Here is a 26,490-nt window from a genome sequence, read left to right as displayed (position 1 = left end):
CACTCTGATCTACAATCGTTTTAATGTGAATTGCAAATTAATCTTATTTTTTGCCGCCAATTCGCGGTTCTTCACCGGCCACCAGTCGTTCGATATTCGGCCGGTGACGAATGAAAATGAGCGTCGCCAATGCCAGCGTCATCAGCACCGATTCCGGATATCCCAGGATCGAGGCCCAGACCGGTACCAGCGTCGCCGCGACCAGTGCCGACAGGGACGAGATGCGCATGACCAGCGCGGTCACCAGCCAGGTTGCACAGGCCGCCAGCCCCACGGGCCAGGCATAGGCCAGCAACAGACCCAGGAAGGTCGCCACGCCCTTGCCGCCCTTGAACCGCAGCCAGACCGGAAAGCAATGCCCCAGGAAGGCGGCAAAGCCCGCCAGTTGCACCGCGTCCTCGCCGGCCAGCAGGCGGGCGATCAGCACCGCCGCCGCCCCCTTGCCGCTGTCCAGGATCAGGGTCAGCGCGGCCGCCAGCTTGTTGCCGGTGCGCAGCACGTTGGTTGCCCCGATATTGCCCGACCCGATCTGGCGCAGGTCCCCCAGCCCGAACAGGCGCGAGATCACGATGCCGAACGGGACCGAACCCAGCAGGTAGCCCGCCACCGCCCAGAAGATCAGGCCGGCGGGGGGTGTCACGATATCGGGGATCATAGGGCTTCTCCGAAAACCTGGCGTCCGGCAACGAATGTCGCGCGGACGCGGCCCTGCATCCGGGCCTCGTCATAGGGGGTGTTCTTGGATTTCGACCGCAGCTTGAACCGGTCCATGATGAAGGGCGCGTCGGGATCGAACATCACGAGGTCGGCGGGCGCCCCGACGCTCAGCCGTCCGGTGTCCAGCCCCAGCCGTTTCGCGGGGTTCAGCGAAAGGGCGCGCCACAGTTCCGGCAGGCTCAGATCGCCGGAATGGGTCAGACGGATCGCGGCGGGCAGCAGGGTTTCCAGCCCCACGGCCCCGCTGGCGGCGGCTTCGAAGGGCAGGCGCTTGCTTTCCTCGTCCTGCGGCGTGTGCATCGAACAGATGATGTCGATCAGGCCCGAGGCGACGGCCTCCACCACTGCCTGGCGGTCATCCTCGCTGCGCAGCGGCGGCTTGACCTTGAAGAAGGTCCGGTAATTCGAGACGTCGAATTCGTTCAGGGTCAGGTGGTGGATCGACACGCCCGCCGTGATGTCCAGCCCGTTGCGCTTGGCGCGGTCCAGCGCGGGCAGGGCGCGCGCCGTGGTGATCTGGTCGACATGGTAGGCGGCGCCGGTCATCTCCAGCAGGGCGATATCGCGGTCCAGGCCCATGCGTTCGGCCATCGGCGTGACCGAGGGCAGCCCGCGCAGCGACGCGAACTTGCCGCTGGTCGCCGCCGCACCGTCCGACAGGATCGGCTCCTGCACGTGGCCGATGACCAGCGCGCCGCGCGCCTTGGCATAGGTCAGGGCCCGAGACAGCACCTTGGTGTCCCGGATCACCCTGTCGCCATCGGTGAAAGCCACGGCGCCCGCATCCATCAGGAACCCGATCTCGGTCATTTCGCCGCCGGCACGGTCCTTGGTCAGCGCCGCCATGGGCAGCACGTGGACGGGCGAGGCCTCCCGCGCGCGGCGGGCGACGAATTCCAGTGTCTCGGGGCTGTCGATGGCGGGCGTCGTGTCGGGCCGGGTCACGATCGTCGTGACGCCCCCCGCCGCCGCAGCCTGCCCGGCGGTGCCGAAGCTTTCCTTGTGCCGCTCTCCGGGTTCGCAGACCTTCACGCCGATATCCACGATCCCCGGCGCCAGGCACAGTCCACCGCAATCCACGCCACCACCGACGCCCTCGTGACGGTCGGTGATCACCCCGTCGCGCAGGGTCACGCCGCCGCGGGTTTCCTCCCCGGTTTCGGGGTCGATCAGGCGAAGGTTGGTCAGGGTCAGCGTCATAGGATCGTTCCGGTCAACAGGGCCAGCAGGATCAGCGCCGCCGCGGCGATCAGCATCCACAGCAGCCAGCGGTTGCGGGCGGGCGGCGGTGCGGTGCGTGGCGCAGGGGCGGTGGTGCCCATGGCCGCCGCACTTTCCAGCGCCTCGAAGGTCGATGCGGCGCGCACCATTTCATAGGTTTCCAGGTGGCGCAGCGGCGGGGCAGGGGACAACGGCACATGCGCCCCGTCAAAGGCCGCGCCACGGATGATCGCGACCGGACCGCTCAGCGCGTCCAGCCGCGCGCGATCATGGGCCACCAGCGCCTCGTCCACGCCGATCCCCTCGATCAGGAAGCCCGACAGGCCGATGCCCTCCAGGTCCTCGACAACCGCGCCTTCGACCTGTCCTGCGTCCAGCGTCTCGACGCCAAGCGCGTCCTTCAGCGGCCAGTCTCCGGTGTCGGGATCGGGCTGAACAAAGCTCCAGAACGCGTCCTCGTCGATGTCGACGGCAAACAGGTGCACCGCATCCCGCGCGCCCGAGGTCAATGTCGTGTCGCTCATGCGGGCTGCTCCTCTTCGGGGGGTGTCTCTGCGTCGGGCCGGGCGGTGACGTCGCGGATCAGGCGATAGACCTTGTCGGCCTCCGCGATCCGTTCGAACCCGACCTTCACGTTCCGCGTACCGTTCTTCGACGTGACCCGGTAGGACTGGAAATAGACCGTGCCGGGCTCCCTGTCGTCTATCTCCAGAGGCGTGCCGGGACGGATCGGCCACGAGGTCAGCTTGCGCCCCTTCAGCGGCAGGTCCGTCGCGATGAAGGCACGGCGGTCGGTCAGTGTGTACCAGCTGTGCCGCCGTCGCCAGGCCGGGAAGAACACGCCGCTCCAGATCACGCCCAGACCGACCAGGAAATGCGGGATGCCGAACGCCCAGAAGAACCCGCCCGCCATCGAGGCCAGCGACATCCAGACCGCGGCAAAGCCGGAAAAGGCCAGCCCGAACCCGACAAGAGCAAAGGTTCCACGGGTGAACACGATACGGCCGTCCGGGCGACCCTGCCACAGGATGCGTTCGCCGGGATGCAGGATGCCGCCCCAATCGTCGCCCGTGACCTCGTGTTCGAACCCCTTGTTCACGATGGCGACGGCTCCGCATCGGCGGCGGTGGCGCGCGTCCGGTTCAACAGCACCGCCAGGCGCTGCGGCATGGCCAGGTTGCCGATGCGCAAAGGTGCGCCGTCACGGCGATGCACGGTCACTGAATAGGCCCCGGTCTGCACCTGGGTAATCGCCTCAAGCGGCACGGATTGCGAGGGTCCCACCAGCAGCCGCCGGTCGGTCAGGATGTAATCCTGCCTGCGGCGTATCACCGGTTGCATCGCCACGGATATCACGGCGAAGACCGCCGCGAAGGACGCGACCTCGCGCAGGGTCGTGCCGCCCTGCAACAGCCAAAGCAACAGGCCATAGACGACCGTGGCGATCACCACCGACAGGACCGAGTTGCGGATCACGCCGCGCCAGCCCTCGTTGCGGCGGTCCAGCAGCGTCTCGTCCGGGGCAAGTTCCTTTGCACGGTCACTCAAGCCGCCCTTCATGCCGCACCGTCCCGCCGCCGGGCCTGCAGGTTGCGGGCCAGCAGGTCCATCGCGGCCATGCGCACGGCCACACCCATCTCGACCTGTTCCTGGATGACGGAACGGTTGATGTCGTCGGCCAGCGTCCCGTCGATCTCGACCCCGCGGTTCATCGGGCCGGGATGCATCACGATCGCGTCGTCCTTGGCATGGGCCAGCTTTTCGGCGTCCAGACCGTAGAGGTGGTAATATTCCCGTTCCGACGGGATGAAGCCGCCATCCATGCGCTCCTTCTGAAGCCGCAGCATCATCACGACGTCCACGTCCTTCAGCCCCTCGGCCATGTCCTCGTAGACCTCGCAGCCCAGCTCTCCGATGCCCGAGGGCATAAGGGTCGGCGGGCCGACCAGGCGGATGCGGTTCTCCATCTTGCCCAGCAGGATCAGGTTGGACCGCGCCACCCGCGAATGCGCAATGTCCCCGCAGATCGCGATGGACAGGCGGTGCAGCCGGCCCTTCTTGCGGCGGATCGTCAGCGCGTCCAGCAGCGCCTGGGTGGGATGTTCGTGGCGCCCGTCACCGGCATTCAGCACAGCGCAGTTCACCTTCTGCGACAGCAGGTCGACCGCGCCGGAATGCGGGTGCCGCACGACCAGCAGGTCGGGATGCATCGCGTTCAGCGTCATCGCCGTGTCGATCAGCGTCTCGCCCTTTTTGATCGACGACGCCTCGAGCCCCATGTTCATCACGTCCGCGCCCAGCCGCTTGCCCGCCAGTTCGAAACTGGCCTGGGTGCGTGTGGAGTTCTCGAAGAACATGTTGATCTGGGTCAGACCTTTCAGCGCCTCGGTATGCTTGTCGTCGGATCGCGACAGGGCGACGTAATCGTCGGCAAGATCGAGGATGGTCGAGATTTCATCCGGGGCGAGGGGTTCGATCCCCAGCAGATGGTCCTGGCGAAAGCTCATCTATGCCTCCCGTGGCTTCGTCGTCGCTTATAGAAAGCGTGCTGGCTGGCGACAAGGGGCGTCACCCTAAGAAGGGCGCGCGCAAAGGAAAAGCGCCCCCCGACAGGACGGCGCTTGACCGGTCTTGCATGGGCGGCAATCGCCTCAGCTGCGGAACACGCCCTCGTAGATCGGCTCCATCGTCGAGGTTTCGAACAGCGACGAAACCGAGGTGCCGTTCCAGATGTTCAGGATCGCCTGCGCAAAAAGCGGCGCGGTCGGCAGCACGCGGATCTGAGGGCAATCCTGTACCGGCTTGGGCGCGGCGATCGTGTCGGTGATGACGAGGTTCTTCAGCACCGAATTGGTGATCCGCTCGACCGCGGGGCCGGACAGCACGCCGTGGGTCACGTAGGCATGGACTTCCTTGGCGCCGTATTCCAGCAGCAGTTCGGCCGCCTTGCACAGCGTCCCGGCCGTGTCGCACATGTCGTCGATCATGATCGCGACCTTGTCCTTCACGTCGCCGATCACGGTCATCTCGGCCACTTCGCCGGGCTTTTCGCGGCGCTTGTCGACGATGGACAGCGGCGCGTTGATCCGCTTGGCCAGTTCGCGGGCACGGGCCACGCCGCCGACATCGGGTGACACGACCATGATCTCGTCCATGCGGTCCTTGAACTTCTCCTTGATGTCCAGCGCGAAGATCGGCGAGGCATAGAGGTTGTCCACGGGGATATCGAAGAAGCCCTGGATCTGGGCCGCGTGCAGATCCATCGTCAGGACCCGGGCGATGCCCGACTCGACCAGCATGTTCGATACCAGCTTGGCAGTGATCGGCGTGCGCGGCTTGGTGCGGCGATCCTGGCGGGCATAACCGAAATAGGGGATCACGGCGGTGACCCGCTGAGCCGAGGACCGGCGCAGCGCATCGGCCATGATCAGCAATTCCATCAGGTTGTCGTTCGCCGGGTTCGAGGTCGACTGGATGATGAACATGTCCTCACCGCGGACATTCTCGAACACCTCGACGAAGATCTCTCCGTCATTGAACCGTTCGACACGGGCATCGACCAGGTCGATATGCACGCCGCGATGGATCGACATGCGCCGCGCGACCGCGTTGGCCAGTGGAGGGTTGGCATTACCGGCGATCAGCTTCGGCTCGACGACATTGGGCATGGGGGCAGCTCCGGGAGTGGGGGAGGAGGAGGATAGGCAGGACGGGCGGCGAAATGACAGATTCGTGACGTTGAACCCCGATTACCACCCCGATAAGGTCTTGCCAAACAAGCCATGGGGGATCCTTTGCCGCATATCGACCTGTATTTCGTCGCCATCTCGCCCTGGACCTACCTGGCGATGCCCCGTTTCCGCGAGATTGCCGCACGGCACGGGGCCGATGTGACGTACAAACCCGCCGATTATGGCCGTGTCTTCAAGGCGACGGGCGGGCTGCAGCTGAACGAACGGTCGGAGGCGCGCAAGGATTACCGCCTTCAGGAACTGCGCCGCGCGCGCATCCGCACCGGCCTACCCCTGACCACGCATCCGGCGCATTTCCCGACCAACCCGGCCCCGGCCTCCTACGCGATCATCGCCGCTCAGGCCGCGGGCGGCGGCGATACCGGCGCGCTGGTCGAGGGGCTGCTGGCCGCCTGCTGGGCCGAGGAAAGAAACATTGCCGAGGATGACGTGATCCGCGCCTGCCTTGAACAGGCGGGTTTCGATCCGGGGCTGGCCGATAGCGGTCTGCTGAGCGGGGCCACGACCTACGAGGCCAATACCGAAGAGGCGATCCAGGTCGGGGCCTTCGGCGCGCCGTTCTTCATCGTCGACGGAGAGGAGAAGTTCTGGGGCCAGGACCGGCTCGAGGATCTGGATCTTTTCCTGCAGGGCAAGCTGTGATGGATGTGGCGACCCTACCGCTCTATGGCGGCCACGGCACCGCGATCCGCACCTGGCCCGGCGGGCCGGGGCGAGCGCTGATGATCCATTGCTCCATGGGCCATGCGGGCGCGTGGAAAGGCGTGGCCGAGGCGCTGACGCCGACCCATGAATGCCGCGCCTTCGACCTGCCGGGACATGGCCGTTCCGCGCCCTGGTCGGGCGAGGGGGTCTACCAGGACCTCGTCTGCGACATCATCCGCGACATGATCGCGGAATGGGAGGCGCCGGTGGACCTGGTGGGCCACAGCTTCGGTGCCACGGCCGCCTTGCGCATCGCCGCCGTCTCGCCCGAACTGGTGCGGCGGCTTGTTCTGATCGAGCCGGTCTTCTTCACCGCCGCCTATGCCGCCGACCCGGATTTTGAAGCCGCGAACAAGGCCCGGACCGGCCCGCTGGCCGAGGCGCAGGAAAACGGCGACTGGAAAGAGGCCGCGCGCCTGTTCCTGGCCGATTGGGGCGATGGCCGCCCCTGGGACGAGCTGGACGAGGCCCAGAAGGATCATTTCGCCACGATGATGCGACTGATCCATGCGGTGCAGATCACCAATAACGGCGATCCCGAGGGAATCCTGGCCGAGGGCAAGATCGCCCGGATGCCTGCGCCGACCCTGCTGATCGACGGTGGCGACAGCCCCGAGGCGAGCGGCCGGATCGTCCGCGCGTTGGAGGACATGATCCCCGATGCGCGATCTGCCACGATCCCGGGGGCAGGGCACATGGTGCCGATCAGCCATGCCGCGCAGGTGGCGCCCCTGGTGGTCGATTTTCTTCGCTGACGCGTGCGGCGCGGGTCGCGGGGACGGAAAGGGGCTCTGCCCCTTGCCGCCAAAGCTGCGCTTTGACGGCTACCCCGGAGTATTTTCGGCAAGATGAAGCAGGGGGGCGGCGCGGGATGACCGACGCCGCGCCCCGTTTCGGTGGTCAGCCGCGGGCGAGCGCCAGGAAGGCGTCGATATCGTCATGGGACAGGGACCAGTCGGTGACGAAGCGCGCGGGCAGCGGTTCGGCCGGATCGGCGCCGTCGAGGCTGCCGGACCAGATATTGTAGGCCACGCCGCCTTCGGTCAGGCGGCGATGCAGGGCGCGGGGCAGATCGACGAAGGCGATATTGGCCTGGGCGGGATAGAGCATCCGCGCCTCGGGCAGATCCTGCAGGCCGGCCGACAGGCGCGCCATGTTGGCATTGGCCTTCGCGGCCAGGTCGCGCCACAGGTCGTCGCGCAGATAGCCCGCCATCTGTGCCGACAGGTAACGATGCTTGGAGAAGAGATGCGCGCCCCGCTTGCGGCGCAGTTCGAATTCCCAGGCTTTTTCCGGGTTGAAGAGGATCACCGCCTCGACCCCCATGCAGCCGTTCTTGGTGCCGCCGAAGGACAGCACGTCCACACCGGCGCGCCAGGTCATCTCGGCCGGCGTGGCATTGGTGGCGGCCAGCGCATTGGCGAACCGCGCGCCGTCCATATGGACGGGCAGCCCGTATTCCTTTGCGACCGCCGCCAGCGCGGTGACCTCGGCCACGGAATAGACCTGGCCCATCTCGGTCGCCTGGGTCAGCGCGACGGGGCCGCGCTGGGGCCCGTGCACGCCGCGCACCTCTTCGCCCTCGATCGCGGCGCGCAGGGTGTCAGGGGTCATCTTGTCGTCGGCCCCGACCAGGGTGAGTTTCGCGCCGCCGGTGTAGAATTCCGGCGCGTTGCACTCATCCACGTGGATATGCGCATTGGGCGAGCAGAAGACCGTCGCGTAGGGCGGCGCCAGCGTGGCCAGGCCAAGGCAGTTCGCCGCCGTGCCGGTGGCGACCAGGTAGATCGCGGCCTCGGGCGCCTCGAACACCTCGCGCAGGCGGGTGCGGACTTCTTCCATCAGGGGGTCGGCGCCGTAGGGTTTGGCAAAGCCGGCATTCGCCTCGGCCAGCAGGGCCATGATCTGCGGGTGGACTGGTCCGGTATTGTCGGAGGCGAGATGCATCAGGTCGGTTCCTCTATGATATATTCCTCCCAATCCTCGTCTGCGATGTCGTATTCCGAATAGGTCCGGTGGCGCATCGACACGCCGGCCTCGTGCACGCTGTCGGCCCGGCCCGAGATCAGCGGGTGCCAGTCATATAGCGGCCGGCCCTCGTAGATCAGGCGATAGGCGCAGGTCTGCGGCAGCCAGTACATGTGCTGGTGGATCGTCGCCGCATCCAGCGTGATGCAATCGGGCACGAATTGATGACGGATCGGGTATTGCCCGCAACGACAGGTCTCGTCGTCCAGCAGGCGGCAGGCGACGCAGGTCAGGGCGACCTCGCCGGTTTCCTCGTCCTCCAGCTTGTTGAGGCAGCACTTGCCGCAGCCGTCGCACAGCGCCTCCCATTCGGCGGTGGACATCTTCTTGAGTGGGGTGGTTTCCCAGTAGCGCGGGCGCAGGCCGGACCTGTCGATCGGATCGTCGCTCATAGCGCCGCCAGGATGTCCCGGGCGCGGGCGCAATCGGCATCCATCTGGGTGATCAGCGCGTCCAGCCCGTCGAATTTCGCCTCGGGGCGCAGGTAATCGACCAGCGCCACCGACAGGGTTTCGCCGTAGAGATCACCCTTGAAGTCGAACAGGAAGGTTTCGAGGTTCGGCACGTCCCCGTCGAATTGCGGCCGGATGCCCAGCGACGCGGCGCCGTGATAGCTGCCCTTGTGGGGCCCGGTCAGCACGTCGGCCAGCACCGCGTAGACGCCGAATTTCGGCTGGTGCAGCCCTTCGATCGACATGTTCGCCGTCGGATAGCCCAGGTCGCGGCCGCGCTGGTCTCCGCGCACGACGGGGCCTTCCATCCGGTGCCAGTGGCCCAGCATCGCGGCGGCATCGCGCGGGCGTCCCTCGGCGAGGGCGTTGCGGATCGCGGTCGAGGAGATCTCTTCCTCACCTTCCGCAACAAGATCGGCGATGGTCACGCCGAACCCCAGCCTGTCGCCGAAATCGCGCAGGACATCAGGCGTGCCGGCCCGTTTCGCGCCGAAATGGAAATCCGCGCCGACGGTCACGTGGCGCACGCCCAGCCCCTCGACCAGGACGCGGGTCACGAAATCCTCGGGGCTGAGGCCCGAGAGGCCCGTGTTGAAGGTCAGCTCATACAGGATATCGACGCCGATCTTCTCCAGCCGGTGCGCCCGCGCGCCCGATCCGGTCAGGCGGAAGGGCGGGGCGTCGGGTGCGAAAAGCTCTCTCGGATGCGGCTCGAATGTCATGACGCCAAGCGGCGCGTCCAGGCGTGTCGCCTCGCTCCGCGCCAGGTCGATGACCGCCCGGTGGCCGATATGAACGCCATCGAAATTCCCGATGGCGACAGAGGCCCCTTTGTCGGCCTCGCCCGTATAGTGATAGTCGCGCACGATCCTCATGGGCGAAGGGGTATCCCCGGCGGGGGGCGGGCGCAAGAGGCGGCGGACACGGGTCGCGCCGCCACTGCCACGTGCAGGGACAAGGCCGCCCTTGCGGCGGCGCATGACCGGGCAGGGCCCGCCGCGCCGCCCGTCTTTGGGGTCAGTCGAACTTGCGCGACGGCGCCAGCACGGTGGCCTCGCCGATCATCACCTTCTTGCCGTCCACCATGCAGCGGCAATCCAGCTGAACGCGGCGCTTGGCATGGTCTATGCCGATCACCTCGACCTCGGCCAGAACCATGTCGCCGGGACGCACGGGGGCGAGGAATTTCAGCGTCTGGCCCATATAGACCGTGCCATGACCCGGCAGCTGTTCCCCGATCACGGCCGAGATCAGGCCGGCGGTCAGCATGCCATGGGCGATGCGGCCCTCGAAAATCGTGTCTTGGGCATAGGCATCGTCCAGGTGAACCGGGTTCCGGTCCGTGGAGACCTGGGCGAACATCTCGATATCCTCGTCGGTCACGACTTTGCGCAGGTGGCGCGTCATGCCCATTTCGATGTCCTCGATGCAGATCGTGCCTCGCGGGAAATTATCCAACATCCTCTCCGCCCTTCGAATCGGTGGGTAATAATGTGGCCTTCAGGGGCCGGGTTGGGCAACTTTATTACTTTGCGGGCGCAGAAAATCAACCCCCCGTTTGGTCGCAGGGGGCGCAATCGGCGACGCGAGGCGGAAACGCCCTAGCGCAGGAAGCCGATGGAATAGGTCGGGGCGGCCTGCTGGGTTTCGAGATAGGCGGCCAGCGCGTCGGGGTCGGGCTGGTCGGTGGTCTTGGTATCCGCCGCGGCCAGGCCGCCGGTGATGAACAGGCTGTCGATATCCTCGCCCATGGCGCCGCTGATATCGGTGTGGATACCGTCGCCGATGGCCAGGATACCGGCCGTCTCCACCTGCTTGCCAAGGGCCGCCAGCCGCCGCCGGGCCAGGTCGTAGATCGGCGGATGCGGCTTGCCGAAATACAGGCTCTCGCCGCCCATCTCGGTGTACATCTGCGCCACGGCCCCGGCGCACCATTCCCGGTGATCCCCGCGATCCACCACGATATCCGGGTTGGCGCAGAGCAGTTTCAGCCCCCTGGTCTTGGCCAGCAGCAGCTCTGCCCGCCAGGTTTCGGGGTCGGAATTGGGGTCGGCCGGCCCGGTGCAGACGATGCCCTCGGCCTCCTCCAGCGGGACGATGTCCAGCCGCACCGGGTTGTCCAGCACCTTTGGCGGGGTCAGGAAGGCCTTTTCCTCTTCCAGCCCGATGAAATGCACCTGTTCGCCCACCACCCCTTCAAAGGCGGCGGCGCGGGCGCTGTCGCCGCTGGTCGCGATCGAATCCCACGCTTCGCGCGGCACGTTGAACCCGTCCAGCTGGATTTCCACCGCCGCGCGCGGACGCGGAGAATTCGTCACCAGGATCACCGTGCCGCCGCGGGCGCGATAGTCGATCAGCGCCTGGCAGGCGGCAGGGTAGGCCGTCACCCCGTTATGCACGCAGCCCCACAGGTCGACGAACAGCGCGTCATAGCGGTCGGAAACCTCGGATAGGGCGTGGATGATCTGGCTCATGATGCGGGTCCTCGGGTCAGGGTCTCCGCGCCTCTATGAACCAATCCCGCCCGGGGATGAAGGCGAAAGAGACCTCTCAGCCCGGCTTCTGCGCCACCAGCGTCGCGAAGGGCTGGAAGCCGTAGAAGCTGCCCTCGGCCATGCGCCGGTCATGCTCCGCGATCAGCGCCTTGTGCAGGTCGGCCGAGATCAGGCCCTTGGCCACCATGTCCGCGCCGCCTATGCCGACCCAGCTCATCGCGCCGGCGCCCTCGGTGATGACGCGCGGCGTGATGCCGAAATGCTCGACCGCCAGCCCGGCGGCGCGGACCAGTGCCCGCAGCTTGCCGACAAGGTATTTGTCGGTCACGAAATTCTCGACGAAATAGATGGCGCAGGCCTGCATCGGATCACCCGCCGCAATCCCGATCGAGGTCTTCTCGAAATCCGCGTCGCAGATGATCAGCTTGCCGCCCGGTTTAAGGACGCGGAAGGCTTCTGCAAGCAGCGCCTCGGGGGCGGTCACATGGCTCAGCACCGTATGCATGACCACCGTGTCGACGCTGGCATCGTCGAACCGCAACGCCGTGCCATCCGCCGTCTCGAAGCTCAGGTTGGCGATATCCCGCCCCAGCTCCGCCGCGGCGGCGATCAGGCCTTCGGACGGGTCGGTGCCGATTGCCTGCCCGTTGCCCGCCCGGGCCGCGATGCGCCGCGTCACCGCGCCGGATCCGGCGCCGATCTCGATATGCAGGCCGCCCTCGGGGAAATCCGCGTGATCGAGGTAGGCCTCCACGATCTCGACCATCACCGGCTCCGCGGCCCGGGTCTCCAGCACCTTCACGACATTGGCGACAAAGTCGGCCCCGGCAGCATCCACATCCTGGAACGGATCGCTCATCACATCTCTCCCCTTGCTTGAGGTCCGATGATACTACAGCTGCCCCGCCTGGCCGACCCGCGGCCAGTCACGCCGGGGAAGGGTGGTTGCCAGCGCACCGCGCCTGCCTGATTTCGGTGCAGTTCTTCGCCCCGGAAATCGGCGGTCCCGCCGGCCCGGTGGCACGCATGCGTCGAAAAGCGCGCGCCAAAAACGCGTCCTCCCACGCGAAAGGGGCGGCCCGATGTGGACCGCCCCCTGCTTCATCTTGCCAAAAATACTCATCGGCCCGACAGCGGATGCCGGGCGCGGTCCTCAGACCTTGAGGTTCGGAATGATCTGCTTCTTGCGGGACATGATGCCCGGCAGCACGACCGTGTCGCCCGACACCGTCGCATCAAAGCTCTTCTCGGCCACGCCCTTGACCAGGTCGTTCGGCACGAAGAGCGTCGCTTCCTCGTTCAGGATGTCCACGACGAACAGCAGAACCTGGTCGACGCCGTCTTCCTTGGCCACGTCCGCCATCGAGGCCATCAGGCTGTCCTTGCGGTCCAGCACCAGCTTGGGCGCGGTGGTTTCCAGAACGGAGACGCGGAACTTGGTGCCGTCGACGGCATATTCCTTGCTGTCCATCCGGATCAGCTCGGCATCCGAGAAGGCGGAAATGTCGGATTTCGCCTCGAACATTTCCGACGCGTAGGCGGACAGGTCCAGGCCCAGATCCGAGGCCAGTTTCTCGGCTAGCGCCTTGTCCCGCTCGGTCGTGGTCGGCGAGCGGAATTCCAGCGTGTCGGACAGGATGCAGGACAGCATGGCGCCCTTGATGTTCTCGGGCATCTTGTCGGCATTGTCGCCCATCAGGTTGTACATGATGGTCGCGGTACAGGCGAGCGGCTTGATCGTGATGTCGATCGGGCCCTTCGTCTCAAGCCCGCCGGTCAGCTTGTGGTGGTCGATGATCTGCAGGATGTCCGCATCGTTGATGGCATCGGGCAGTTCGGCGGGGTTGTTGGTGTCGACGATGACAACCTGATCGCCTTCGGACACGCCGGCGATGATCTCGGGCTTGTCGAAGCCCCACTTGTCGATCACGAAGGCGGCCTCGGTGTTGGGCTCACCCAGCAGGGCCGGGGTGGCGGGGGTGCCGCGGACCTCGGACAGGTACCAGGCCCAGATGATCGGGGAGCCGGTGGAATCGGTGTCGGGGGATTTGTGGCCAAAAACCTTGATCGTCATGTGTGGCATATCCTGCGTATAATGAATCGGCGCCCTTATAGGAGGGGTGATCGCTTCTGTCACCCGGCCAAAAGCGCGCGAGGACCGGATCGGCAGCCCCGCCCCGCGGCGATCGCGTCACAGCCCCGTGCCGATCCCGGCCCGATCCGCGCCGGGGCCTTGCCGAACGGACGGGAATATCTCAGGATTCCGCAATGGCCCCCGCACGCGAAACCGATCTCTACCCGCCCATCAAGGCTTTCCTCGAAGGGCAGGGCTACGAGGTGAAATCGGAAATCGCCGGGGCCGATGTCGTGGCCATGCGCGACGAGGACCCCGATCCCGTCATCGTCGAGATGAAGCGCAATATGAACCTCACCCTCGTCCAGCAGGGCGTCGCGCGGCAGGCGGTGACCGACTGGGTCTACCTCGCCGTGCCCGCCTTTCGCGGACGCAAGGCGCTTGCCGGGCATGTCGCGCTCTGCCGCAGGCTGGGGCTGGGCTTCGTCACCGTTCGCGCCCGCGACGGCTTTGTCGAGGTGCATTGCGACCCCGCCCCCTATGCCCCCCGCCAGTCGAAACCGCGCAAGGGGCGGCTGCTGCGGGAATTCCAGCGCCGGGTGGGGGATCCGAACCAGGGCGGCTCCGGCGGGGTCAAGCTGGTGACGGCCTACCGCCAGGACGCCCTGCGCTGCGCCGCCTTCCTGGCGGAAAACGGACCGTGCAGGGGCGCCCAGGTCGCCCGGTCCACCGCCGTGCCCCGCGCGACCGAGATCATGCGCGACGACCATTACGGCTGGTTCGAACGGGTGGAGCGCGGCGTCTACGCCCTGACCCCCGCCGGCCAGGAAGGCTTGGGCACGTTCCCGGTGCCTGAAACCCCGTTGCCTGAGACAGCGGCAGAGGCCCCGGCAGAGCCGAGCTGACCCTCACCGGTCGACCTTGGGTCCACCGCCTGGCGTCATAGCCTATGCAGGCCAGGCGGCCAAAACCATGCAATCACCCCAAGGGCGTCTGATGATGCTGCGCAATCCGCCACTGCCCGCCAATCTGCACCCAGGTGGAAGAGCAATAGGCGTCGTAAGGCTCATCCCCGTCCCGCAGGCCCCGCGCGCGGTAGGCCAGCACGATCACCCCGTCCGAGGCCTCCTCGTGCCGTTCCGTCATCGCGACCTGGCTCCAGCGCGGCGCGGCGGACAGCGCGTCCAGCACGGCGTCCCATTTCAGCACGCCCATGCCCGGAAAGACCATCAGGCATCCCTCCGCCATGCGGTTGCGAAAGGCGTCGGTCCCGCCGGTCCACAGCAATTCTTCGGCTTCCCAGATATCTGCAACACTCATGTCGTCCTCCTCGGCATCGTCCTCTGGACCAGCGCATAGCGCCCCTGCCGGGTTCCCGCCGATGGACAGATCAGCCGCCGCGCCCCTTGCGCCAGCTGCGGATCGACCGGTCCAGTTCTTCCACCAGCCAGTCGTGGAAGGTGCGCACCGCCGGTTTCCGGGCCGAGGCCTGGCCGGTCGCAAACCAGTAGGCCGCCCCGGTATCAATTCGCGTGTCGAAGGGCGCCACCAGCTGGCCACGTTCCAGCGCATCGCAGGCCAGGGTTTCCCAGGCCATGAAGACGCCCTGACCGGTCATCGCCGCATCCAGGCACAGCGCGCCATCGGCATAGGTCGGCCCGTCCGTGCGCCGGGGCAGGGTCAAGTCGAAGGCCGCCAGCCACACGTCCCAGCCCATCAACGCATCGTTTTCGCGGATGATCGGCAGGCGCAGCAGGTCCTCCGGCCGGTCGACGCGCTCTGCCATCTCGGCCGAGCAGACGGGAAACACCTTCTGATCCAGCAGCTTGACCGCCTGTTCGCCCATCCGTGGGCCGCGCCCGACGCGGATGCCGATATCGACCTCCGAGTGGTTCAGGTCCACCACGTCGATCTTGGGTTCGATCCGGATGCGGATATGCGGGTTCAGGGCGGTGAACTGCCCGATCCGCCAGATCAGCCAGCGGCTGGCAAAGATCGGCGCGACCGACACTGTCAGCACCGAATCCGCCGCTTCGCTCAGGTCGCCGACCACGCCGGACAGGTCGCGCATCGCGCGGCTCAGCCGGGGCAGGACGGCCTGGCAGGCCTCGGTCGGCTGCAATCCTTCGGGCTGGCGCAGGAAAAGCGGGCGGCCAAGCGCGGCCTCGGCCTTGGTCAGGCGCTGGCTCAAGGCGCCGGGGGTCACGCCCAGCTCTGCAGCGGCGGCGCCCAGGCTGCCGGTCCGGCCGATCGTCTCGATCGTGCGCAGGGCGGAAAGCGGGATCGTGTTGAGGTTACGCATTTAGAAAATCTAAACTACCTGCATCGCGATGTCGATGGCAGTCAGGGGCAGGGGATAGCATATTGGCCCCATGACACAAACATTTCCCATCCTATCCCGCCTGTTTTCCTGGCGGGGCTCTGACCGGGGCGCACTCTCCGTCTCTGAAGAGCTTTACCGGCGCGACCCGCTCGCGCATCCCGACATCAAACGCATGACCGCCCGCGAAATCGCGGACCTTCAATTCCATCCGGGTTGCTTCAAATCCGAATGAGGCCCATACGACAGGCGCTGCCAAACAGGCACCGCCCCGTTAGGACGGACCGACCTTTTTCCTGAAAATTCCAACGATTGCGGCCCGAACGGGTTGTGCCCGCCGGTATGACCCCTTAGGTCCCCGGCGTGTCCGGCCCTGTCATCACGCGCCATCACGACCGCGTAAAATTTTGCGACACGGCCTTATTGACACAGCTTCCAGGCTTCCTTACCTACCCGTCGTTAGCACTCGCCCGGTGTGAGTGATAACGCCTCCGGCCCGACCCCCGGTTCCCGGAGATAGGGAGAAACTTTGAGCCAAGGAGCCTCAGAGATGGCATTTAAACCGCTGCATGACCGCGTTGTTGTGAAACGCGTTGAGAGCGAAGAGAAAACCGCAGGCGGGCTGATCATTCCCGACAGCGCGAAAGAAAAGCCGGCCGAAGGCGAAGTGATCGCCGTTGGCGAAGGCGCTCGCAAGGACAATGGCGAACTGATCGAGATGGCCGTGAAAGCGGGCGACAAGGTCCTGTTCGGCAAGTGGTCCGGCACCGAGATCACCCTGGAAGGCCAGGAACTGCTCATCATGAAGGAAAGCGACATCCTCGGCGTCATCGCCTGAGATCGCGACCCTCTTCAACGCAACATATAGTCAGGAGATAAACCATGGCTAAGGACGTCAAGTTCAACACCGATGCCCGCAACAAGATGCTCAAGGGTGTCAATGTTCTGGCAGACGCGGTGAAAGTCACCCTGGGCCCCAAGGGCCGTAACGTCGTGCTGGAAAAATCCTTCGGCTCCCCGCGCATCACCAAGGACGGTGTCTCGGTCGCGAAGGAAATCGAACTGGAAGACAAGTTCGAGAACATGGGCGCACAGATGGTGAAGGAAGTCGCTTCCCGCACCAACGACGAAGCCGGTGACGGTACCACCACCGCAACCGTGCTGGCCCAGGCCATCGTCAAGGAAGGCATGAAGTCGGTCGCAGCGGGCATGAACCCGATGGACCTGAAGCGCGGCATCGACATGGCGACCCTCAAGGTCGTCGAAGCGATCAAGGCAGCCGCTCGTGACGTGACCGACAGCGACGAAGTCGCCCAGGTCGGCACCATCTCCGCCAACGGCGAAGCCTCCATCGGCCGCATGATCGCGGACGCGATGCAGAAGGTCGGCAACGAGGGTGTCATCACCGTCGAAGAAGCCAAGGGCATGGAAACCGAAGTGGATGTCGTCGAAGGCATGCAGTTCGACCGTGGCTACCTGTCCCCCTACTTCGTCACCAACCCCGACAAGATGGTGACCGAGCTTGAGGACTGCATGATCCTCCTGCACGAGAAGAAGCTGTCCTCCCTGCAGCCGCTCGTTCCGCTGCTGGAGCAGGTGATCCAGTCCCAGAAGCCGCTGCTGATCATCGCCGAAGACGTCGAGGGCGAAGCCCTGGCGACCCTCGTCGTGAACAAGCTGCGCGGTGGCCTGAAGATCGCCGCCGTCAAGGCACCGGGCTTCGGTGACCGCCGCAAGGCCATGCTGCAGGACATCGCGATCCTGACCGGCGGCCAGGTCATCTCCGAAGACCTCGGCATGAAGCTCGAGTCCGTCACCATGGACATGCTCGGCACTGCCAAGAACGTCACCATCACCAAGGACGAGACCACCATCGTCGACGGCCATGGCGACAAGGCGGAAATCGAAGCACGCGTTGCCCAGATCAACACCCAGATCCAGGAAACGACCTCCGACTACGACCGTGAGAAGCTTCAGGAACGTGTGGCCAAGCTGGCAGGCGGCGTTGCCGTCATCCGCGTCGGCGGCATGACCGAAACCGAAGTGAAAGAGCGTAAGGACCGTGTGGACGATGCTCTGAACGCGACCCGCGCAGCCGTGCAGGAAGGCGTGATCGTCGGTGGCGGTGTGGCCCTGGTGCAGGGCGGCAAGGCTCTGGACGGCCTGAAAGGCGAAAACGCCGATCAGGATGCCGGCATCAAGATCGTGCGCTCCGCGCTCGAAGCGCCGCTGCGCCAGATCGCTGAAAACGCCGGTGTCGACGGCGCCGTCGTGGCCGGCAAGGTCCGCGAAAGCACCGACCTGACCTTCGGCTTCAACGCTCAGACCGAAGAATATGGCGACATGTTCAAGTTCGGCGTGATCGACCCCGCCAAGGTGACCCGCACCGCACTGGAAGACGCTGCTTCCATCGCCGGCCTGCTGATCACCACCGAAGCCATGGTCGCCGACAAGCCCGCCAAGGAAGGCGCGGCCGGTGGCGGCATGCCCGACATGGGCGGCATGGGCGGCATGGGCGGCATGATGTAAGACCGGTCTTTCCGCCCTGGCGGAATGATCCGGGAGGGGCGACAGCGGTTTGTCCGCAAACCGCGAGAGCCCCGAACATCAACCGGTCTTTCCGCCTCGGCGGAATGATCCGGTTGGCCATCGCCGACAACCGACAGATCAAGAAGGGGCCCCGTTCGCGGGGCCTCTTTTCTTTTGCAGATCAAAGGACTTCCCCGGACGGGCGCGTATCCGGAGCCGCCTGGCCGCCGCATCAAGCTGCGTTGAAAGGCAACACACCGCCCCGGAACGCTCCCTCCCGATCGACCGGCACCCATCTGCCGCGCTGCGGCAAACTCATTGCGCCATTGCAGCATTCGTGCCAAACTTTCAGCAATTCCAACGGTGTATTCTCAGCCTTTCCGGGAATATCCCACCAAGTTCAAAGGCCAGACGTGCCAACCAGACGCGACGACATACTGCTCCGTTTCCTGCTGCCCGAAGACCGCAAGGCGGTGACCGAAATCCTTGACGCCGCATTCGGGACGGATGACGAAAGCCGCCATGTGAAACGCCTGCGCGATGCTGGCGATATGGCCATCGAACTGATCGCGGTGAACCGCGCCGGTCCCGTCGGCTATATCGGCTTTGCCCGTCACTATGCCCCCAAGGGCTGGATGAGCCTGTCTCCGCTGGCCGTGAAACCGAAATACCAGGGCCGCGGCACCGGCTCCGAACTGGTCCGATACGGGCTGGATTACGCGCGTCAGGCCAAGGCCCCGGCGGTCACCGTGCTGGGCAATCGCCGGTTCTACCAGCGCTTCGGCTTTACCCGCAAAGCGGCCGAGAACCTGGAAACCGACTATCCGCCGGAACACACGCTGCTCTACCCGATCGCACCGCGCACCGCCGGCACGGCGGCGAGGCTGATCTATCCGGACGCCTTCACCCAGTTCTAGGCCGGCAGGCCCCGCGCCCCTTCCCAGGCCGCGCCAAACCGCCTATCTGCCCCCCATGTACCGCCTTTTGCCGATCCTGTTGCTTTGCCTCCTGCCGCTGCGCGCGGCGGCGGATTGCGTGATCCTGCTGCACGGCCTGGCGCGTACCCCGGCCTCGTTCTGGTCGATGGACATGGCGCTGACCCGCGCGGGCTACCGCGTGATCCGCCCCGCCTATCCCTCGACCGAGGCACCCATTCCGGCGCTGGCCGACAGCACCTTGCCCGATGCGCTGGCCCAGTGCGCCCCCGATACGACTCACCTCGTGACCCATTCCATGGGCGGTATCCTCTTGCGCACACATGTGGCGGCCCACGGCCTGCCGGACCACCTGGGCCGTGTCGTCATGCTCGGGCCGCCCAACCATGGCTCTGAAATCGTGGATGAATTCGGCGATCTGTGGCTCTTTCGGGAATTCAACGGCCCCGCCGGGGCGCAGCTGGGCACCGATGGCCTGACCGAAGATCTGCCGCCCGTGCGCTTCCCGCTGGGCGTCATCGCCGGCAGCGCGACGGTGAACCCGGTCTTTTCGACCGTGATCCCCGGCACCGATGACGGCAAGGTGTCGGTCGCCTCGACCCGGGTGCAGGGCATGGCGGATCACCGCGTCGTGCCGGTCAGCCACACCTTCATGGCCAATGATCCGCGGGTGATCGTCCTGACCCTCAGCTTCCTGCGCGACGGTGAATTCGCGCCCACGCCCAACCTGTCAGAGGCGGTCATAACCCTGACAGGCCCCATGACCGAGGACCCGGAGCGATGACCGATTTCCACCTCACCGGCGCGACGATCCTTGTCGATGAAGCGCTGCGCGCCGAACCGCTTGGCATCTCCGATGGTGTCATTGTCCCGGATCAGCCCGGCCGCGCCGTGCATCTGCCGGGGTGGCAGGTCCTGCCCGGCATCATCGACGTGCATGGCGACGGGTTCGAACGTCACCTCGCACCCCGGCGCGGTGCGATGTCCGACCTGGGCGCCGGGCTGCTCGCGGCCGAGGCAGAGCTTGCATCGAACGGCATCACCACCGCCTACCTCGCCCAGTTCTACAGTTGGGAGGGCGGGATGCGCGGCCCCGATTTCGCCGCCCGGATGCTGTCCGCCCTGGACGATACCCGGCCCCGCCTTGCCACCGATCTGCGCGCCCAGCTCCGGGTCGAAACGCATCTGATCGACGATTACCCGAGGATCGAGGCGCTGATCGCCGCCCATGCCATCGGCTATGTCGTCTTCAACGATCACATCCCCCACGCGGCGCTGGACAAGGGCAAACGCCCGCCGCGCCTGACAGGCCAGGCGCTGAAGTCCGGCCGCTCGCCCGAGGCGCACTTGGCCCTGCTGACCGATCTCCACGCCCGCCGGGCCGAGGTCCCCGCGGCGCTCTCCGCCTTGGCCGCGCGGCTGGCGGGGCAGGGGGTGCTCACCGGCTCCCACGACGACCAGAGCGCCGAAGACCGCGCCGCCGCTCGCGCCATGGGCCTGCGCGTCGCCGAGTTCCCCGAAACTCATGACGCCGCCCGGGCCGCCGCCGATATGTCAGAGCCGATCGTGCTGGGCGCGCCCAACGTGGTGCGCGGCGGCTCCCATGCCGGCAAGGTCTCTGCGGCGGCGCTGGTCGCGGATGGGCTCTGCTCCGCGCTGGCCTCCGACTACCACTACCCGGCGCCGCACCAGGCCGCCCTGCGCCTGGCCGAGCGCATCGGTCTGCCCGCCGCCTGGGCGCTCGTATCCTCCGGCCCCGCGGCGATGCTGGGCCTGTCGGACCGTGGCCGTATCGCCCCCGGGTTGCGCGCCGACCTGACCGCGCTCAACCCCGCCACCGGCCGCCCCGGCCTGACCGTCGCGGGGGGGCGCGTCACCTATGCCGATCACCACGCCGCGGCCGCCATGCTGGCCTGACCCGCCCCGATCCCCGCGGAAACCCATAATACACCGCGTTCCGCGACGCCCAGCCGCTTGACTTCCGCGCCCGCAACATGTGTATCCACCCAAGCCGGACGGACGCCGCAAAAAGCATAAAGGAACGCCCCATGCACGCCTATCGCAGCCATACCTGCGCCCAGCTCAACGCCTCCAACGTGGGCGACACTGTTCGCCTGTCCGGCTGGGTCCATCGTATCCGCGACCATGGCGGCGTGCTCTTCATCGACCTGCGCGACCATTACGGCATGACCCAGGTGCTCTGCGATCCCGACAGCCCCGTCTTCAACGAAGTGGAAAAGGTCCGCTCCGAATGGTGCATCCGCATCGACGGCAACGTGAAGGCGCGCGCGCCCGAGCTGGTGAACCCCAAGATCCCCACCGGCGAGATCGAGGTCTTCATCCGCGATATCGAGGTGCTGGGCCACGCCAAGGAACTGCCCCTGATCGTCTTCGGCGACCAGGAATACCCCGAGGAAACCCGCCTGCGCTATCGCTACCTCGACCTGCGCCGCGAGGCGATGCAGCGCAACATGACCCTACGCTCGGACGTGGTCGCCTCGATCCGCAAGCGCATGTGGGATGCAGAGTTCCGCGAATATCAGACGCCGATCATCACCGCGTCGTCGCCCGAAGGCGCGCGCGACTTCCTCGTGCCCTCGCGCCTGCATCCGGGCAAGTTCTACGCGCTGCCCCAGGCGCCGCAGCAGTTCAAGCAGCTGCTGATGGTGTCGGGCTTCGACAAGTATTTCCAGATCGCGCCCTGCTTCCGCGACGAGGACCCGCGCGCCGACCGTTCGCCCACCGATTTCTACCAGCTCGACCTCGAGATGTCCTTTGTCGAACAGCAGGACGTCTTCGACACGATCCAGCCGGTTGTGCAGGGCATCTTCGAGGAATTCGGCGGCGGCAAGACGGTCGACACCGAATGGCCCCAGATCTCCTATGCCGAGGCCGCGCTGAAATACGGCACCGACAAGCCCGACCTGCGCAACCCGATCGAGATGCAGGTCGTGTCGGAGCATTTTGCGGGCTCCGGCTTTGCCATCTTCGCCAAGCTGCTGGAGCAGGAGGGCACCGAAATCCGCGCCATCCCGGCCCCCACCGGCGGCTCGCGCAAGTTCTGCGACCGGATGAACGCCTTCGCCCAGAAGGAAGGTCTGCCCGGCATGGGCTACATCTTCTGGCGCGACCAGGGCGACGGAATGGAAGCCGCCGGCCCGCTGGCCAAGAATATCGGCCCCGAACGCACCGAGGCGATCCGCCAGCAGCTGGGCCTCGGCGTGGGCGACGCCGCCTTCTTCCTGGGCGGCAAGCCGTCGGCCTTCGAAGGTGTTGCCGGCCGTGCCCGCACCGTCATCGGCAAGGAGCTCGGCCTGACCGACGAGAACCGTTTCGCCTTTGCCTGGATCGTCGATTTCCCGATGTACGAGGCCGACGAGGAAACCGGCAAGATCGACTTCTCGCATAACCCCTTCTCAATGCCGCAGGGCGGGCTCGAGGCGCTGGAGGGCGATCCGCTCAAGGTGCTCGGCTACCAGTATGACCTTGCCTGCAACGGCTACGAGCTGATCTCCGGTGCGATCCGGAACCACAAACCCGAGATCATGTTCAAGGCCTTCGAACTGGCCGGTTACGGCGAAGACGAAGTGCGCAAGCGGTTCGGCGGCATGGTTAACGCCTTCCAATACGGCGCACCGCCCCACGGTGGCTGCGCGGCGGGTATCGACCGCATCGTGATGCTGCTGGCCGAAGAGGAAAACATCCGCGAGGTCATCCTCTTCCCGATGAACCAGCGGGCCGAGGACCTGATGATGGGCGCCCCGTCCGAACCGACCTCGGATCAGCTGATGGAGCTGTCGCTCCGGGTGATTCCGCAGGAATAATCCCGCGCCGGATTGCGACTTTCGAACGCCGTCACGCCCCGCCGTGGCGGCGTTTTCTGTTCGGGCCGGATGCTGTTCGGGCCGGATGCTGTTCGGGCCGGACGCTGGGCGGACCAGATGCTTGGCAGGCTGAATGCAGGGCCGGCCGGTGTATCTGCGGGCACATCCGCCGTGTTCGCCGGATGCCTCGAACCGCGGCGGCAACCTGCCGGGCAGTATTGTCGGCCCGTCGCAAGCCCGTTCAGAACATCCCGGCCAGCGGAAACACCCCGACAACGCCGAACGGCCCCAGCCACAATTGCACCGCGCTCAGCGCAGCCAGCCCGGCCAGAACCGGCGGCCCGATCTGCGGCTTGCGCCCGCGCAGCCCGGCCATCGCGGTCGCGGCCAGACTGGCATTGATCATGGCCAGCCAGCGCCCGTGATCCTGTCCCAGCCCGAACAGCAGAAGGGGCGTCAGGCACAGCCCAACGATCAGCGCGCCGTGCCATCCCCGGCCGATCAGGGCCCAGACCAGCAGTGTTTGCACCGCGACAAGGGCAAGGCCGATCAGCAAGGGGACCAGCCGCCCGGCCTCCCAGGCGGTTTCGGCCGTGTAGGCGATATTCTCGACCAGCCCGCGATATTGGACCATCAGAGACAGGTCCGAGACCGGGAAATCCGCCCGCGCCTGCAACAGCGCCTTCGCCGCGTCGAAGGGCATCAGGTCGCCATAGCTTCGCCCTGCGATCCAGCCGGTCACCGCCAGGACAACCAGCGCCGCGCCGCCAATCATCGGCAGGTCCCGTCGGCCCATGTTATGCCGCAGCAACCACAGGGCCAGCCCCACCGGTGTGACCCACAAGACGAACGCCTCGTGCACCAGCACCGCCACCAGCGACAGCACCGTCAGCGCCACCAGACCGCCGCGCCGGCCCAGGGCATCGACCGCCACTGCGCCCAGCAGGATCAACGCCAACCCGATCGCATCGAACCGGCCGGGATCCGCGAATAGCTGGCGCACCAGCCCCGGCCCAGACAGGATCGCCACCAGCCCGAGCAGCCCCGTCGCGAGGGGCAACCCGACCATCGCCTGACCGGTCCGCAATGCCAACGCGAGGGCCACCGCCGCCGCCAGCGCCAGTTGCGTCACCAGCAGGTCGCTGTCTAGCACGGGGATTGAGAACAAACCGTAAACCCAGCCTGGCAATCCGCGTTTGACCACGCCATCGGCATAGGAAAACAGCCAATGCGCATCGACCCAGGGCGTGCTGTCCCGCAGCCCGTCGATCCACACCAGCGCCACGGCGATCAGCGCCGCCAGCAGCCCGCTCCATCGGCCCATATCGCCTGTCCCTTGCCCTCTGCCTTCGGCGCAGAGTCCGGCGGCGGCCACGCCCTGTCAAGCGCCGGAACCGGCTAAGTGTCGCCAAACTCAAGCCATATTCGGCCGTTAACCATGATTTATGATCCGCGCAAAGTTCTTCCATTTCCCACGATCCGCCGGCGACCGCGTTCCCGGCCGCACGGCCTCGCGCCGTGTGCGGGGATATCCGGGGGATCGCGTCAGTGTGCCTCCGCGGCAGGGGCCGGATCGGCTGACCTATCGGCAGACCACCGTCCTGGCGCTGATCGCGGCAGCGACTTTGCTGGCCGCCATCGGGCGCCACGAGGCGCCGCGCGAGTTGGCGCAGCCCGCGTCGGTTGCCGCCTCGGACAGCGCCGATCTCTAGCGATACCGCCTGCGCACCGACGTAATACCGACGTTGTACCGACGTGATACCGACACCCGGAAAACGCCGTTTCATCGGGGCTGACAGCCCCTCGCCACGCGCTTAATCTGCGGCAATGATTCCACGTTCGCCTTCCTGATCCGATGTTCGACGCGCTCCGCCAGGCCGGCTTCGACATCATGGTCCGTAACCACGCCGAGGCCATCCTCTCGGTCGATTTTCCCAACGAAACCAAGGAACTGACCGAGGCTTTGCTGCGCGTTTCGATCCCCGCGCAGGAGCTGATTGCCTCGGGCGGAGGCGAGGCCAAGTCGACCCAGCGTCTGCGCCGCGAACTCGACCAGGCGGGCTGGCGCAAACACCATTTCCGCATCCAGACCACCCTCGACGGCATCCCCCTCGGCGACGGCACCAGCCACGAGATCGACCACATCCGCCGCGCCCCTGCAGGGACGCTGGCGTTGGAGATCGAGTGGAACAACAAGGACCCTTTCTTCGATCGTGACCTGGAAAATTTCCAGCGATTACATGCACAAGGCATAATCTCGGCCGGGATCATCGTGACGCGGGGCAGTGACCTTCAGGCGACGATGACCGCGCGGATCGAGGATTTCCTGCGCCGCTCCGGGATCGAGGACGAGACGCCGTTGACGGCCTTGGGCATGAAGGATCGCACCGCCCGGCAACGCGATTTCGTGGCCCGCGCCATGGCGTCGGGGGCGGATTTCGCGGCGGCCTTCGCGCGGTTCTTCGTGTCGGACAAGTTCGGACCCGCGACGACCCATTGGGCCAAGCTGGCGGACCGGATTCATCGCGGCGTCGGCAATCCCTGCCCGCTGTTGTTGATCGGTCTGCCCTCTACGGCGATCTCGGGAGACCCGCTGCCGGAGACGCCGAGCGCACCGTCGCTTTTTGACGAATAACCGTTTCCAAACAGGGGCTTGCCGAGAGTCGCGTCAAAGGCGCACTGTCAGGCTATCCCGCCCGGATTATTCTGCGGCGACGCCGGAATTGTAGGAATAGGTCTTCCAGCTGGGCTTGTAATCCGCGTCGGCCTGATTGCCCCAGACGGTCCAGCCTTCGCGGACGCCGCGGCCGAACATCTCAAGATACGGACCCCAGGAGCATTCCTCGATCAGGGCATATTGCTCGTCCGGTTTGCGGGAATGTTCGCGCTTGCGGGTCTGCATCATGTTCACCTGGCGACGGCCCGGGGGCAGGGTGCGCACGTTCTTGCCGCGGGTGCCGAACAGCAGGATCTCGGTCACGTTGCGGAAGTAGAATCCCACGCCACGACCGTCAGACCCGCCATCCTTGCGGATCTTGTGCCAGATGATGTTCGACTTGTACTCGAACCCCCAGGACGTCAGCACCTGCAACCCTTCGGGCAGCAGCGCATTGGGCACCCAGAGATAGCAATGCGCCCGATCCTCAAGGTGATCGGCGACGGGCAGGGCGCAGATATCGTCCAGCGTCATCGTGGGATAGCGCGCCAGGCGCTTGTGTTCCGGCGCGACCTTGCCCGTCCGATTGGTGAAACGCCACGGCGGATCGGCCATCACGGTGCCGAACCGGTCCCCGTTCAGGAAATTTCGCAAATCTTGGGAGGGGTCGCTGCTCATGTCCAACATATTGCATCATTCCGGGATGGGGGTCATCAAGAACAATATGTGAACAAAAACCCTTGAGCAAGAGTTAACATCCCCCCTCGACCGTTTGTCGCCGA

Annotated in this window: 30 protein-coding genes; 12 read left to right on the top strand and 18 right to left on the bottom strand. The window is 66.0% G+C overall.

Annotated elements, in window-relative coordinates:
• Positions 1–43: 43 nt before the first annotated feature.
• The 7 genes from plsY to ATO9_RS14455 all read right to left on the bottom strand — a co-directional run bounded on the left by plsY (position 44) and on the right by ATO9_RS14455 (position 5,606).
• Entirely contained in the window at positions 44–655 is a 612-nt protein-coding gene (gene plsY, locus ATO9_RS14485; protein ID WP_202902141.1) for a glycerol-3-phosphate 1-O-acyltransferase PlsY, read from the bottom strand.
• Positions 652–1,917, bottom strand: coding sequence for a dihydroorotase (gene pyrC, locus ATO9_RS14480; RefSeq protein WP_043750431.1), 1,266 nt, complete (start codon positions 1,915–1,917; stop codon positions 652–654). Before pyrC ends, plsY begins: the two co-directional genes overlap by 4 nt.
• On the bottom strand, positions 1,914–2,462 hold the full coding sequence (locus ATO9_RS23530; RefSeq protein WP_052418337.1) for a hypothetical protein: 549 nt from the start codon (positions 2,460–2,462) through the stop codon (positions 1,914–1,916). Before ATO9_RS23530 ends, pyrC begins: the two co-directional genes overlap by 4 nt.
• The gene (locus ATO9_RS14470; RefSeq protein ID WP_043750429.1) at positions 2,459–3,037 is read right to left on the bottom strand and encodes a UbiA prenyltransferase family protein; all 579 of its coding nucleotides are present in this window, start codon (positions 3,035–3,037) and stop codon (positions 2,459–2,461) included. The genes ATO9_RS23530 and ATO9_RS14470 overlap by 4 nt, the downstream gene beginning before the upstream one ends.
• Positions 3,034–3,486, bottom strand: coding sequence for a hypothetical protein (locus ATO9_RS14465; protein ID WP_156127874.1), 453 nt, complete (start codon positions 3,484–3,486; stop codon positions 3,034–3,036). The genes ATO9_RS14470 and ATO9_RS14465 overlap by 4 nt, the downstream gene beginning before the upstream one ends.
• Positions 3,487–3,494: 8 nt before the next feature.
• Positions 3,495–4,445: an aspartate carbamoyltransferase catalytic subunit gene (locus ATO9_RS14460; RefSeq protein WP_043750426.1), complete on the bottom strand. Its 951-nt coding sequence runs from the start codon at positions 4,443–4,445 to the stop codon at positions 3,495–3,497.
• Between the two features lie 144 nt (positions 4,446–4,589).
• Positions 4,590–5,606 (bottom strand): ribose-phosphate pyrophosphokinase, encoded by a 1,017-nt coding sequence (locus tag ATO9_RS14455; RefSeq protein WP_043750423.1) that lies wholly within the window; start codon positions 5,604–5,606, stop codon positions 4,590–4,592.
• A 126-nt stretch (positions 5,607–5,732) separates the two neighbouring features.
• On the opposite strand from ATO9_RS14455, the gene ATO9_RS14450 reads away from it, so the two are divergent.
• Positions 5,733–6,332, top strand: coding sequence for a 2-hydroxychromene-2-carboxylate isomerase (locus ATO9_RS14450; RefSeq protein ID WP_043750588.1), 600 nt, complete (start codon positions 5,733–5,735; stop codon positions 6,330–6,332).
• The gene (locus tag ATO9_RS14445; RefSeq protein WP_052418336.1) at positions 6,332–7,150 is read left to right on the top strand and encodes an alpha/beta fold hydrolase; all 819 of its coding nucleotides are present in this window, start codon (positions 6,332–6,334) and stop codon (positions 7,148–7,150) included. The genes ATO9_RS14450 and ATO9_RS14445 overlap by 1 nt, the downstream gene beginning before the upstream one ends.
• 145 nt (positions 7,151–7,295) lie before the next feature.
• Here ATO9_RS14445 and ATO9_RS14440 read toward each other — a convergent pair whose 3' ends face one another.
• From ATO9_RS14440 to ATO9_RS14410, 7 genes are all read right to left on the bottom strand, one after another.
• Entirely contained in the window at positions 7,296–8,342 is a 1,047-nt protein-coding gene (locus ATO9_RS14440) for a threonine aldolase family protein (RefSeq protein WP_043750420.1), read from the bottom strand.
• Positions 8,342–8,815, bottom strand: a complete 474-nt coding sequence (locus tag ATO9_RS14435) for a YcgN family cysteine cluster protein (protein ID WP_043750415.1) — start codon at positions 8,813–8,815, stop codon at positions 8,342–8,344. The genes ATO9_RS14440 and ATO9_RS14435 overlap by 1 nt, the downstream gene beginning before the upstream one ends.
• A complete protein-coding gene (locus tag ATO9_RS14430) occupies positions 8,812–9,750 on the bottom strand; it encodes a bifunctional riboflavin kinase/FAD synthetase (protein WP_043750412.1) in 939 nt (312 codons plus the stop codon). The genes ATO9_RS14435 and ATO9_RS14430 overlap by 4 nt, the downstream gene beginning before the upstream one ends.
• A gap of 142 nt (positions 9,751–9,892) precedes the next feature.
• Entirely contained in the window at positions 9,893–10,336 is a 444-nt protein-coding gene (locus ATO9_RS14425; RefSeq protein WP_043750408.1) for a MaoC family dehydratase, read from the bottom strand.
• A gap of 140 nt (positions 10,337–10,476) precedes the next feature.
• Positions 10,477–11,349 (bottom strand): TIGR01459 family HAD-type hydrolase, encoded by an 873-nt coding sequence (locus tag ATO9_RS14420; protein ID WP_043750406.1) that lies wholly within the window; start codon positions 11,347–11,349, stop codon positions 10,477–10,479.
• 76 nt (positions 11,350–11,425) lie between these two features.
• Positions 11,426–12,229, bottom strand: coding sequence for a methyltransferase domain-containing protein (locus ATO9_RS23525; RefSeq protein ID WP_052418335.1), 804 nt, complete (start codon positions 12,227–12,229; stop codon positions 11,426–11,428).
• Between the two features lie 294 nt (positions 12,230–12,523).
• Entirely contained in the window at positions 12,524–13,444 is a 921-nt protein-coding gene (locus tag ATO9_RS14410; protein ID WP_043750403.1) for a manganese-dependent inorganic pyrophosphatase, read from the bottom strand.
• Between the two features lie 194 nt (positions 13,445–13,638).
• Here ATO9_RS14410 and ATO9_RS14405 point away from each other — a divergent pair, with 194 nt between their 5' ends.
• Entirely contained in the window at positions 13,639–14,349 is a 711-nt protein-coding gene (locus ATO9_RS14405) for a DUF2161 domain-containing phosphodiesterase (protein ID WP_043750400.1), read from the top strand.
• Positions 14,350–14,422: 73 nt separating this feature from the next.
• Here the strand turns inward: ATO9_RS14405 and ATO9_RS14400 are convergent, their stop codons facing one another.
• Both ATO9_RS14400 and ATO9_RS14395 read right to left on the bottom strand, forming a co-directional pair.
• Positions 14,423–14,764 carry a nuclear transport factor 2 family protein gene (locus ATO9_RS14400; protein ID WP_052418334.1) on the bottom strand — a complete coding sequence of 114 codons (342 nt, stop codon included), beginning with the start codon at positions 14,762–14,764 and terminating at the stop codon, positions 14,423–14,425.
• A 70-nt stretch (positions 14,765–14,834) separates the two neighbouring features.
• Complete coding sequence (locus ATO9_RS14395; RefSeq protein ID WP_043750397.1) at positions 14,835–15,746, bottom strand: LysR substrate-binding domain-containing protein; 912 nt, start codon at positions 15,744–15,746, stop codon at positions 14,835–14,837.
• Between the two features lie 70 nt (positions 15,747–15,816).
• Between ATO9_RS14395 and ATO9_RS14390 the strand changes: the two genes are divergently transcribed.
• The 7 genes from ATO9_RS14390 to aspS all read left to right on the top strand — a co-directional run bounded on the left by ATO9_RS14390 (position 15,817) and on the right by aspS (position 23,052).
• On the top strand, positions 15,817–15,999 hold the full coding sequence (locus tag ATO9_RS14390; protein WP_043750394.1) for a hypothetical protein: 183 nt from the start codon (positions 15,817–15,819) through the stop codon (positions 15,997–15,999).
• Positions 16,000–16,314: 315 nt separating this feature from the next.
• Complete coding sequence (gene groES / locus ATO9_RS14385) at positions 16,315–16,602, top strand: co-chaperone GroES (protein WP_043750391.1); 288 nt, start codon at positions 16,315–16,317, stop codon at positions 16,600–16,602.
• Positions 16,603–16,646: 44 nt separating this feature from the next.
• Complete coding sequence (gene groL, locus ATO9_RS14380; RefSeq protein ID WP_043750388.1) at positions 16,647–18,293, top strand: chaperonin GroEL; 1,647 nt, start codon at positions 16,647–16,649, stop codon at positions 18,291–18,293.
• Between the two features lie 413 nt (positions 18,294–18,706).
• Complete coding sequence (locus ATO9_RS24490) at positions 18,707–19,210, top strand: GNAT family N-acetyltransferase (RefSeq protein WP_043750387.1); 504 nt, start codon at positions 18,707–18,709, stop codon at positions 19,208–19,210.
• A gap of 55 nt (positions 19,211–19,265) precedes the next feature.
• Positions 19,266–20,012 (top strand): alpha/beta hydrolase, encoded by a 747-nt coding sequence (locus tag ATO9_RS14370; RefSeq protein ID WP_052418333.1) that lies wholly within the window; start codon positions 19,266–19,268, stop codon positions 20,010–20,012.
• A complete protein-coding gene (locus ATO9_RS14365; protein ID WP_043750382.1) occupies positions 20,009–21,145 on the top strand; it encodes an alpha-D-ribose 1-methylphosphonate 5-triphosphate diphosphatase in 1,137 nt (378 codons plus the stop codon). The genes ATO9_RS14370 and ATO9_RS14365 overlap by 4 nt, the downstream gene beginning before the upstream one ends.
• Positions 21,146–21,276: 131 nt before the next feature.
• Positions 21,277–23,052 carry an aspartate--tRNA ligase gene (gene aspS, locus ATO9_RS14360; protein ID WP_043750379.1) on the top strand — a complete coding sequence of 592 codons (1,776 nt, stop codon included), beginning with the start codon at positions 21,277–21,279 and terminating at the stop codon, positions 23,050–23,052.
• 241 nt (positions 23,053–23,293) lie between these two features.
• Here the strand turns inward: aspS and ATO9_RS14355 are convergent, their stop codons facing one another.
• Positions 23,294–24,376: a hypothetical protein gene (locus tag ATO9_RS14355; RefSeq protein WP_043750376.1), complete on the bottom strand. Its 1,083-nt coding sequence runs from the start codon at positions 24,374–24,376 to the stop codon at positions 23,294–23,296.
• A gap of 226 nt (positions 24,377–24,602) precedes the next feature.
• Here ATO9_RS14355 and ATO9_RS24485 point away from each other — a divergent pair, with 226 nt between their 5' ends.
• Complete coding sequence (locus ATO9_RS24485) at positions 24,603–24,764, top strand: hypothetical protein (RefSeq protein ID WP_162183075.1); 162 nt, start codon at positions 24,603–24,605, stop codon at positions 24,762–24,764.
• A 143-nt stretch (positions 24,765–24,907) separates the two neighbouring features.
• Positions 24,908–25,687, top strand: coding sequence for a BglII/BstYI family type II restriction endonuclease (locus ATO9_RS14345; RefSeq protein ID WP_043750370.1), 780 nt, complete (start codon positions 24,908–24,910; stop codon positions 25,685–25,687).
• Between the two features lie 66 nt (positions 25,688–25,753).
• Here the strand turns inward: ATO9_RS14345 and ATO9_RS14340 are convergent, their stop codons facing one another.
• Positions 25,754–26,386, bottom strand: a complete 633-nt coding sequence (locus tag ATO9_RS14340; protein WP_043750574.1) for an MT-A70 family methyltransferase — start codon at positions 26,384–26,386, stop codon at positions 25,754–25,756.
• Between the last annotated feature and the right edge of the window lie 104 nt (positions 26,387–26,490).

The organism is Pseudooceanicola atlanticus (assembly GCF_000768315.1).
Lineage (GTDB): Bacteria > Pseudomonadota > Alphaproteobacteria > Rhodobacterales > Rhodobacteraceae > Pseudooceanicola > Pseudooceanicola atlanticus.
This window is presented reverse-complemented; position numbering and strand designations above follow the sequence as displayed.

Coding starts and splice junctions, on each gene's coding strand:
- ATO9_RS14395 (WP_043750397.1), bottom strand. CDS start 15,746: ATGCGTAACCTCAACACGATCCCGCTTTCCGCCCTGCGCACGATCGAG.
- ATO9_RS14340 (WP_043750574.1), bottom strand. CDS start 26,386: ATGAGCAGCGACCCCTCCCAAGATTTGCGAAATTTCCTGAACGGGGAC.
- ATO9_RS14430 (WP_043750412.1), bottom strand. CDS start 9,750: ATGAGGATCGTGCGCGACTATCACTATACGGGCGAGGCCGACAAAGGG.
- groL (WP_043750388.1), top strand. CDS start 16,647: ATGGCTAAGGACGTCAAGTTCAACACCGATGCCCGCAACAAGATGCTC.
- ATO9_RS14455 (WP_043750423.1), bottom strand. CDS start 5,606: ATGCCCAATGTCGTCGAGCCGAAGCTGATCGCCGGTAATGCCAACCCT.
- ATO9_RS14370 (WP_052418333.1), top strand. CDS start 19,266: ATGTACCGCCTTTTGCCGATCCTGTTGCTTTGCCTCCTGCCGCTGCGC.
- ATO9_RS14400 (WP_052418334.1), bottom strand. CDS start 14,764: ATGAGTGTTGCAGATATCTGGGAAGCCGAAGAATTGCTGTGGACCGGC.
- ATO9_RS14445 (WP_052418336.1), top strand. CDS start 6,332: ATGGATGTGGCGACCCTACCGCTCTATGGCGGCCACGGCACCGCGATC.
- ATO9_RS14390 (WP_043750394.1), top strand. CDS start 15,817: ATGACACAAACATTTCCCATCCTATCCCGCCTGTTTTCCTGGCGGGGC.
- ATO9_RS23530 (WP_052418337.1), bottom strand. CDS start 2,462: ATGAGCGACACGACATTGACCTCGGGCGCGCGGGATGCGGTGCACCTG.
- ATO9_RS14405 (WP_043750400.1), top strand. CDS start 13,639: ATGGCCCCCGCACGCGAAACCGATCTCTACCCGCCCATCAAGGCTTTC.
- ATO9_RS14345 (WP_043750370.1), top strand. CDS start 24,908: ATGTTCGACGCGCTCCGCCAGGCCGGCTTCGACATCATGGTCCGTAAC.
- ATO9_RS14365 (WP_043750382.1), top strand. CDS start 20,009: ATGACCGATTTCCACCTCACCGGCGCGACGATCCTTGTCGATGAAGCG.
- pyrC (WP_043750431.1), bottom strand. CDS start 1,917: ATGACGCTGACCCTGACCAACCTTCGCCTGATCGACCCCGAAACCGGG.
- ATO9_RS14460 (WP_043750426.1), bottom strand. CDS start 4,445: ATGAGCTTTCGCCAGGACCATCTGCTGGGGATCGAACCCCTCGCCCCG.
- groES (WP_043750391.1), top strand. CDS start 16,315: ATGGCATTTAAACCGCTGCATGACCGCGTTGTTGTGAAACGCGTTGAG.
- ATO9_RS14435 (WP_043750415.1), bottom strand. CDS start 8,815: ATGAGCGACGATCCGATCGACAGGTCCGGCCTGCGCCCGCGCTACTGG.
- ATO9_RS23525 (WP_052418335.1), bottom strand. CDS start 12,229: ATGAGCGATCCGTTCCAGGATGTGGATGCTGCCGGGGCCGACTTTGTC.
- ATO9_RS14440 (WP_043750420.1), bottom strand. CDS start 8,342: ATGCATCTCGCCTCCGACAATACCGGACCAGTCCACCCGCAGATCATG.
- aspS (WP_043750379.1), top strand. CDS start 21,277: ATGCACGCCTATCGCAGCCATACCTGCGCCCAGCTCAACGCCTCCAAC.
- plsY (WP_202902141.1), bottom strand. CDS start 655: ATGATCCCCGATATCGTGACACCCCCCGCCGGCCTGATCTTCTGGGCG.
- ATO9_RS14425 (WP_043750408.1), bottom strand. CDS start 10,336: ATGTTGGATAATTTCCCGCGAGGCACGATCTGCATCGAGGACATCGAA.
- ATO9_RS14420 (WP_043750406.1), bottom strand. CDS start 11,349: ATGAGCCAGATCATCCACGCCCTATCCGAGGTTTCCGACCGCTATGAC.
- ATO9_RS14355 (WP_043750376.1), bottom strand. CDS start 24,376: ATGGGCCGATGGAGCGGGCTGCTGGCGGCGCTGATCGCCGTGGCGCTG.
- ATO9_RS14410 (WP_043750403.1), bottom strand. CDS start 13,444: ATGACGATCAAGGTTTTTGGCCACAAATCCCCCGACACCGATTCCACC.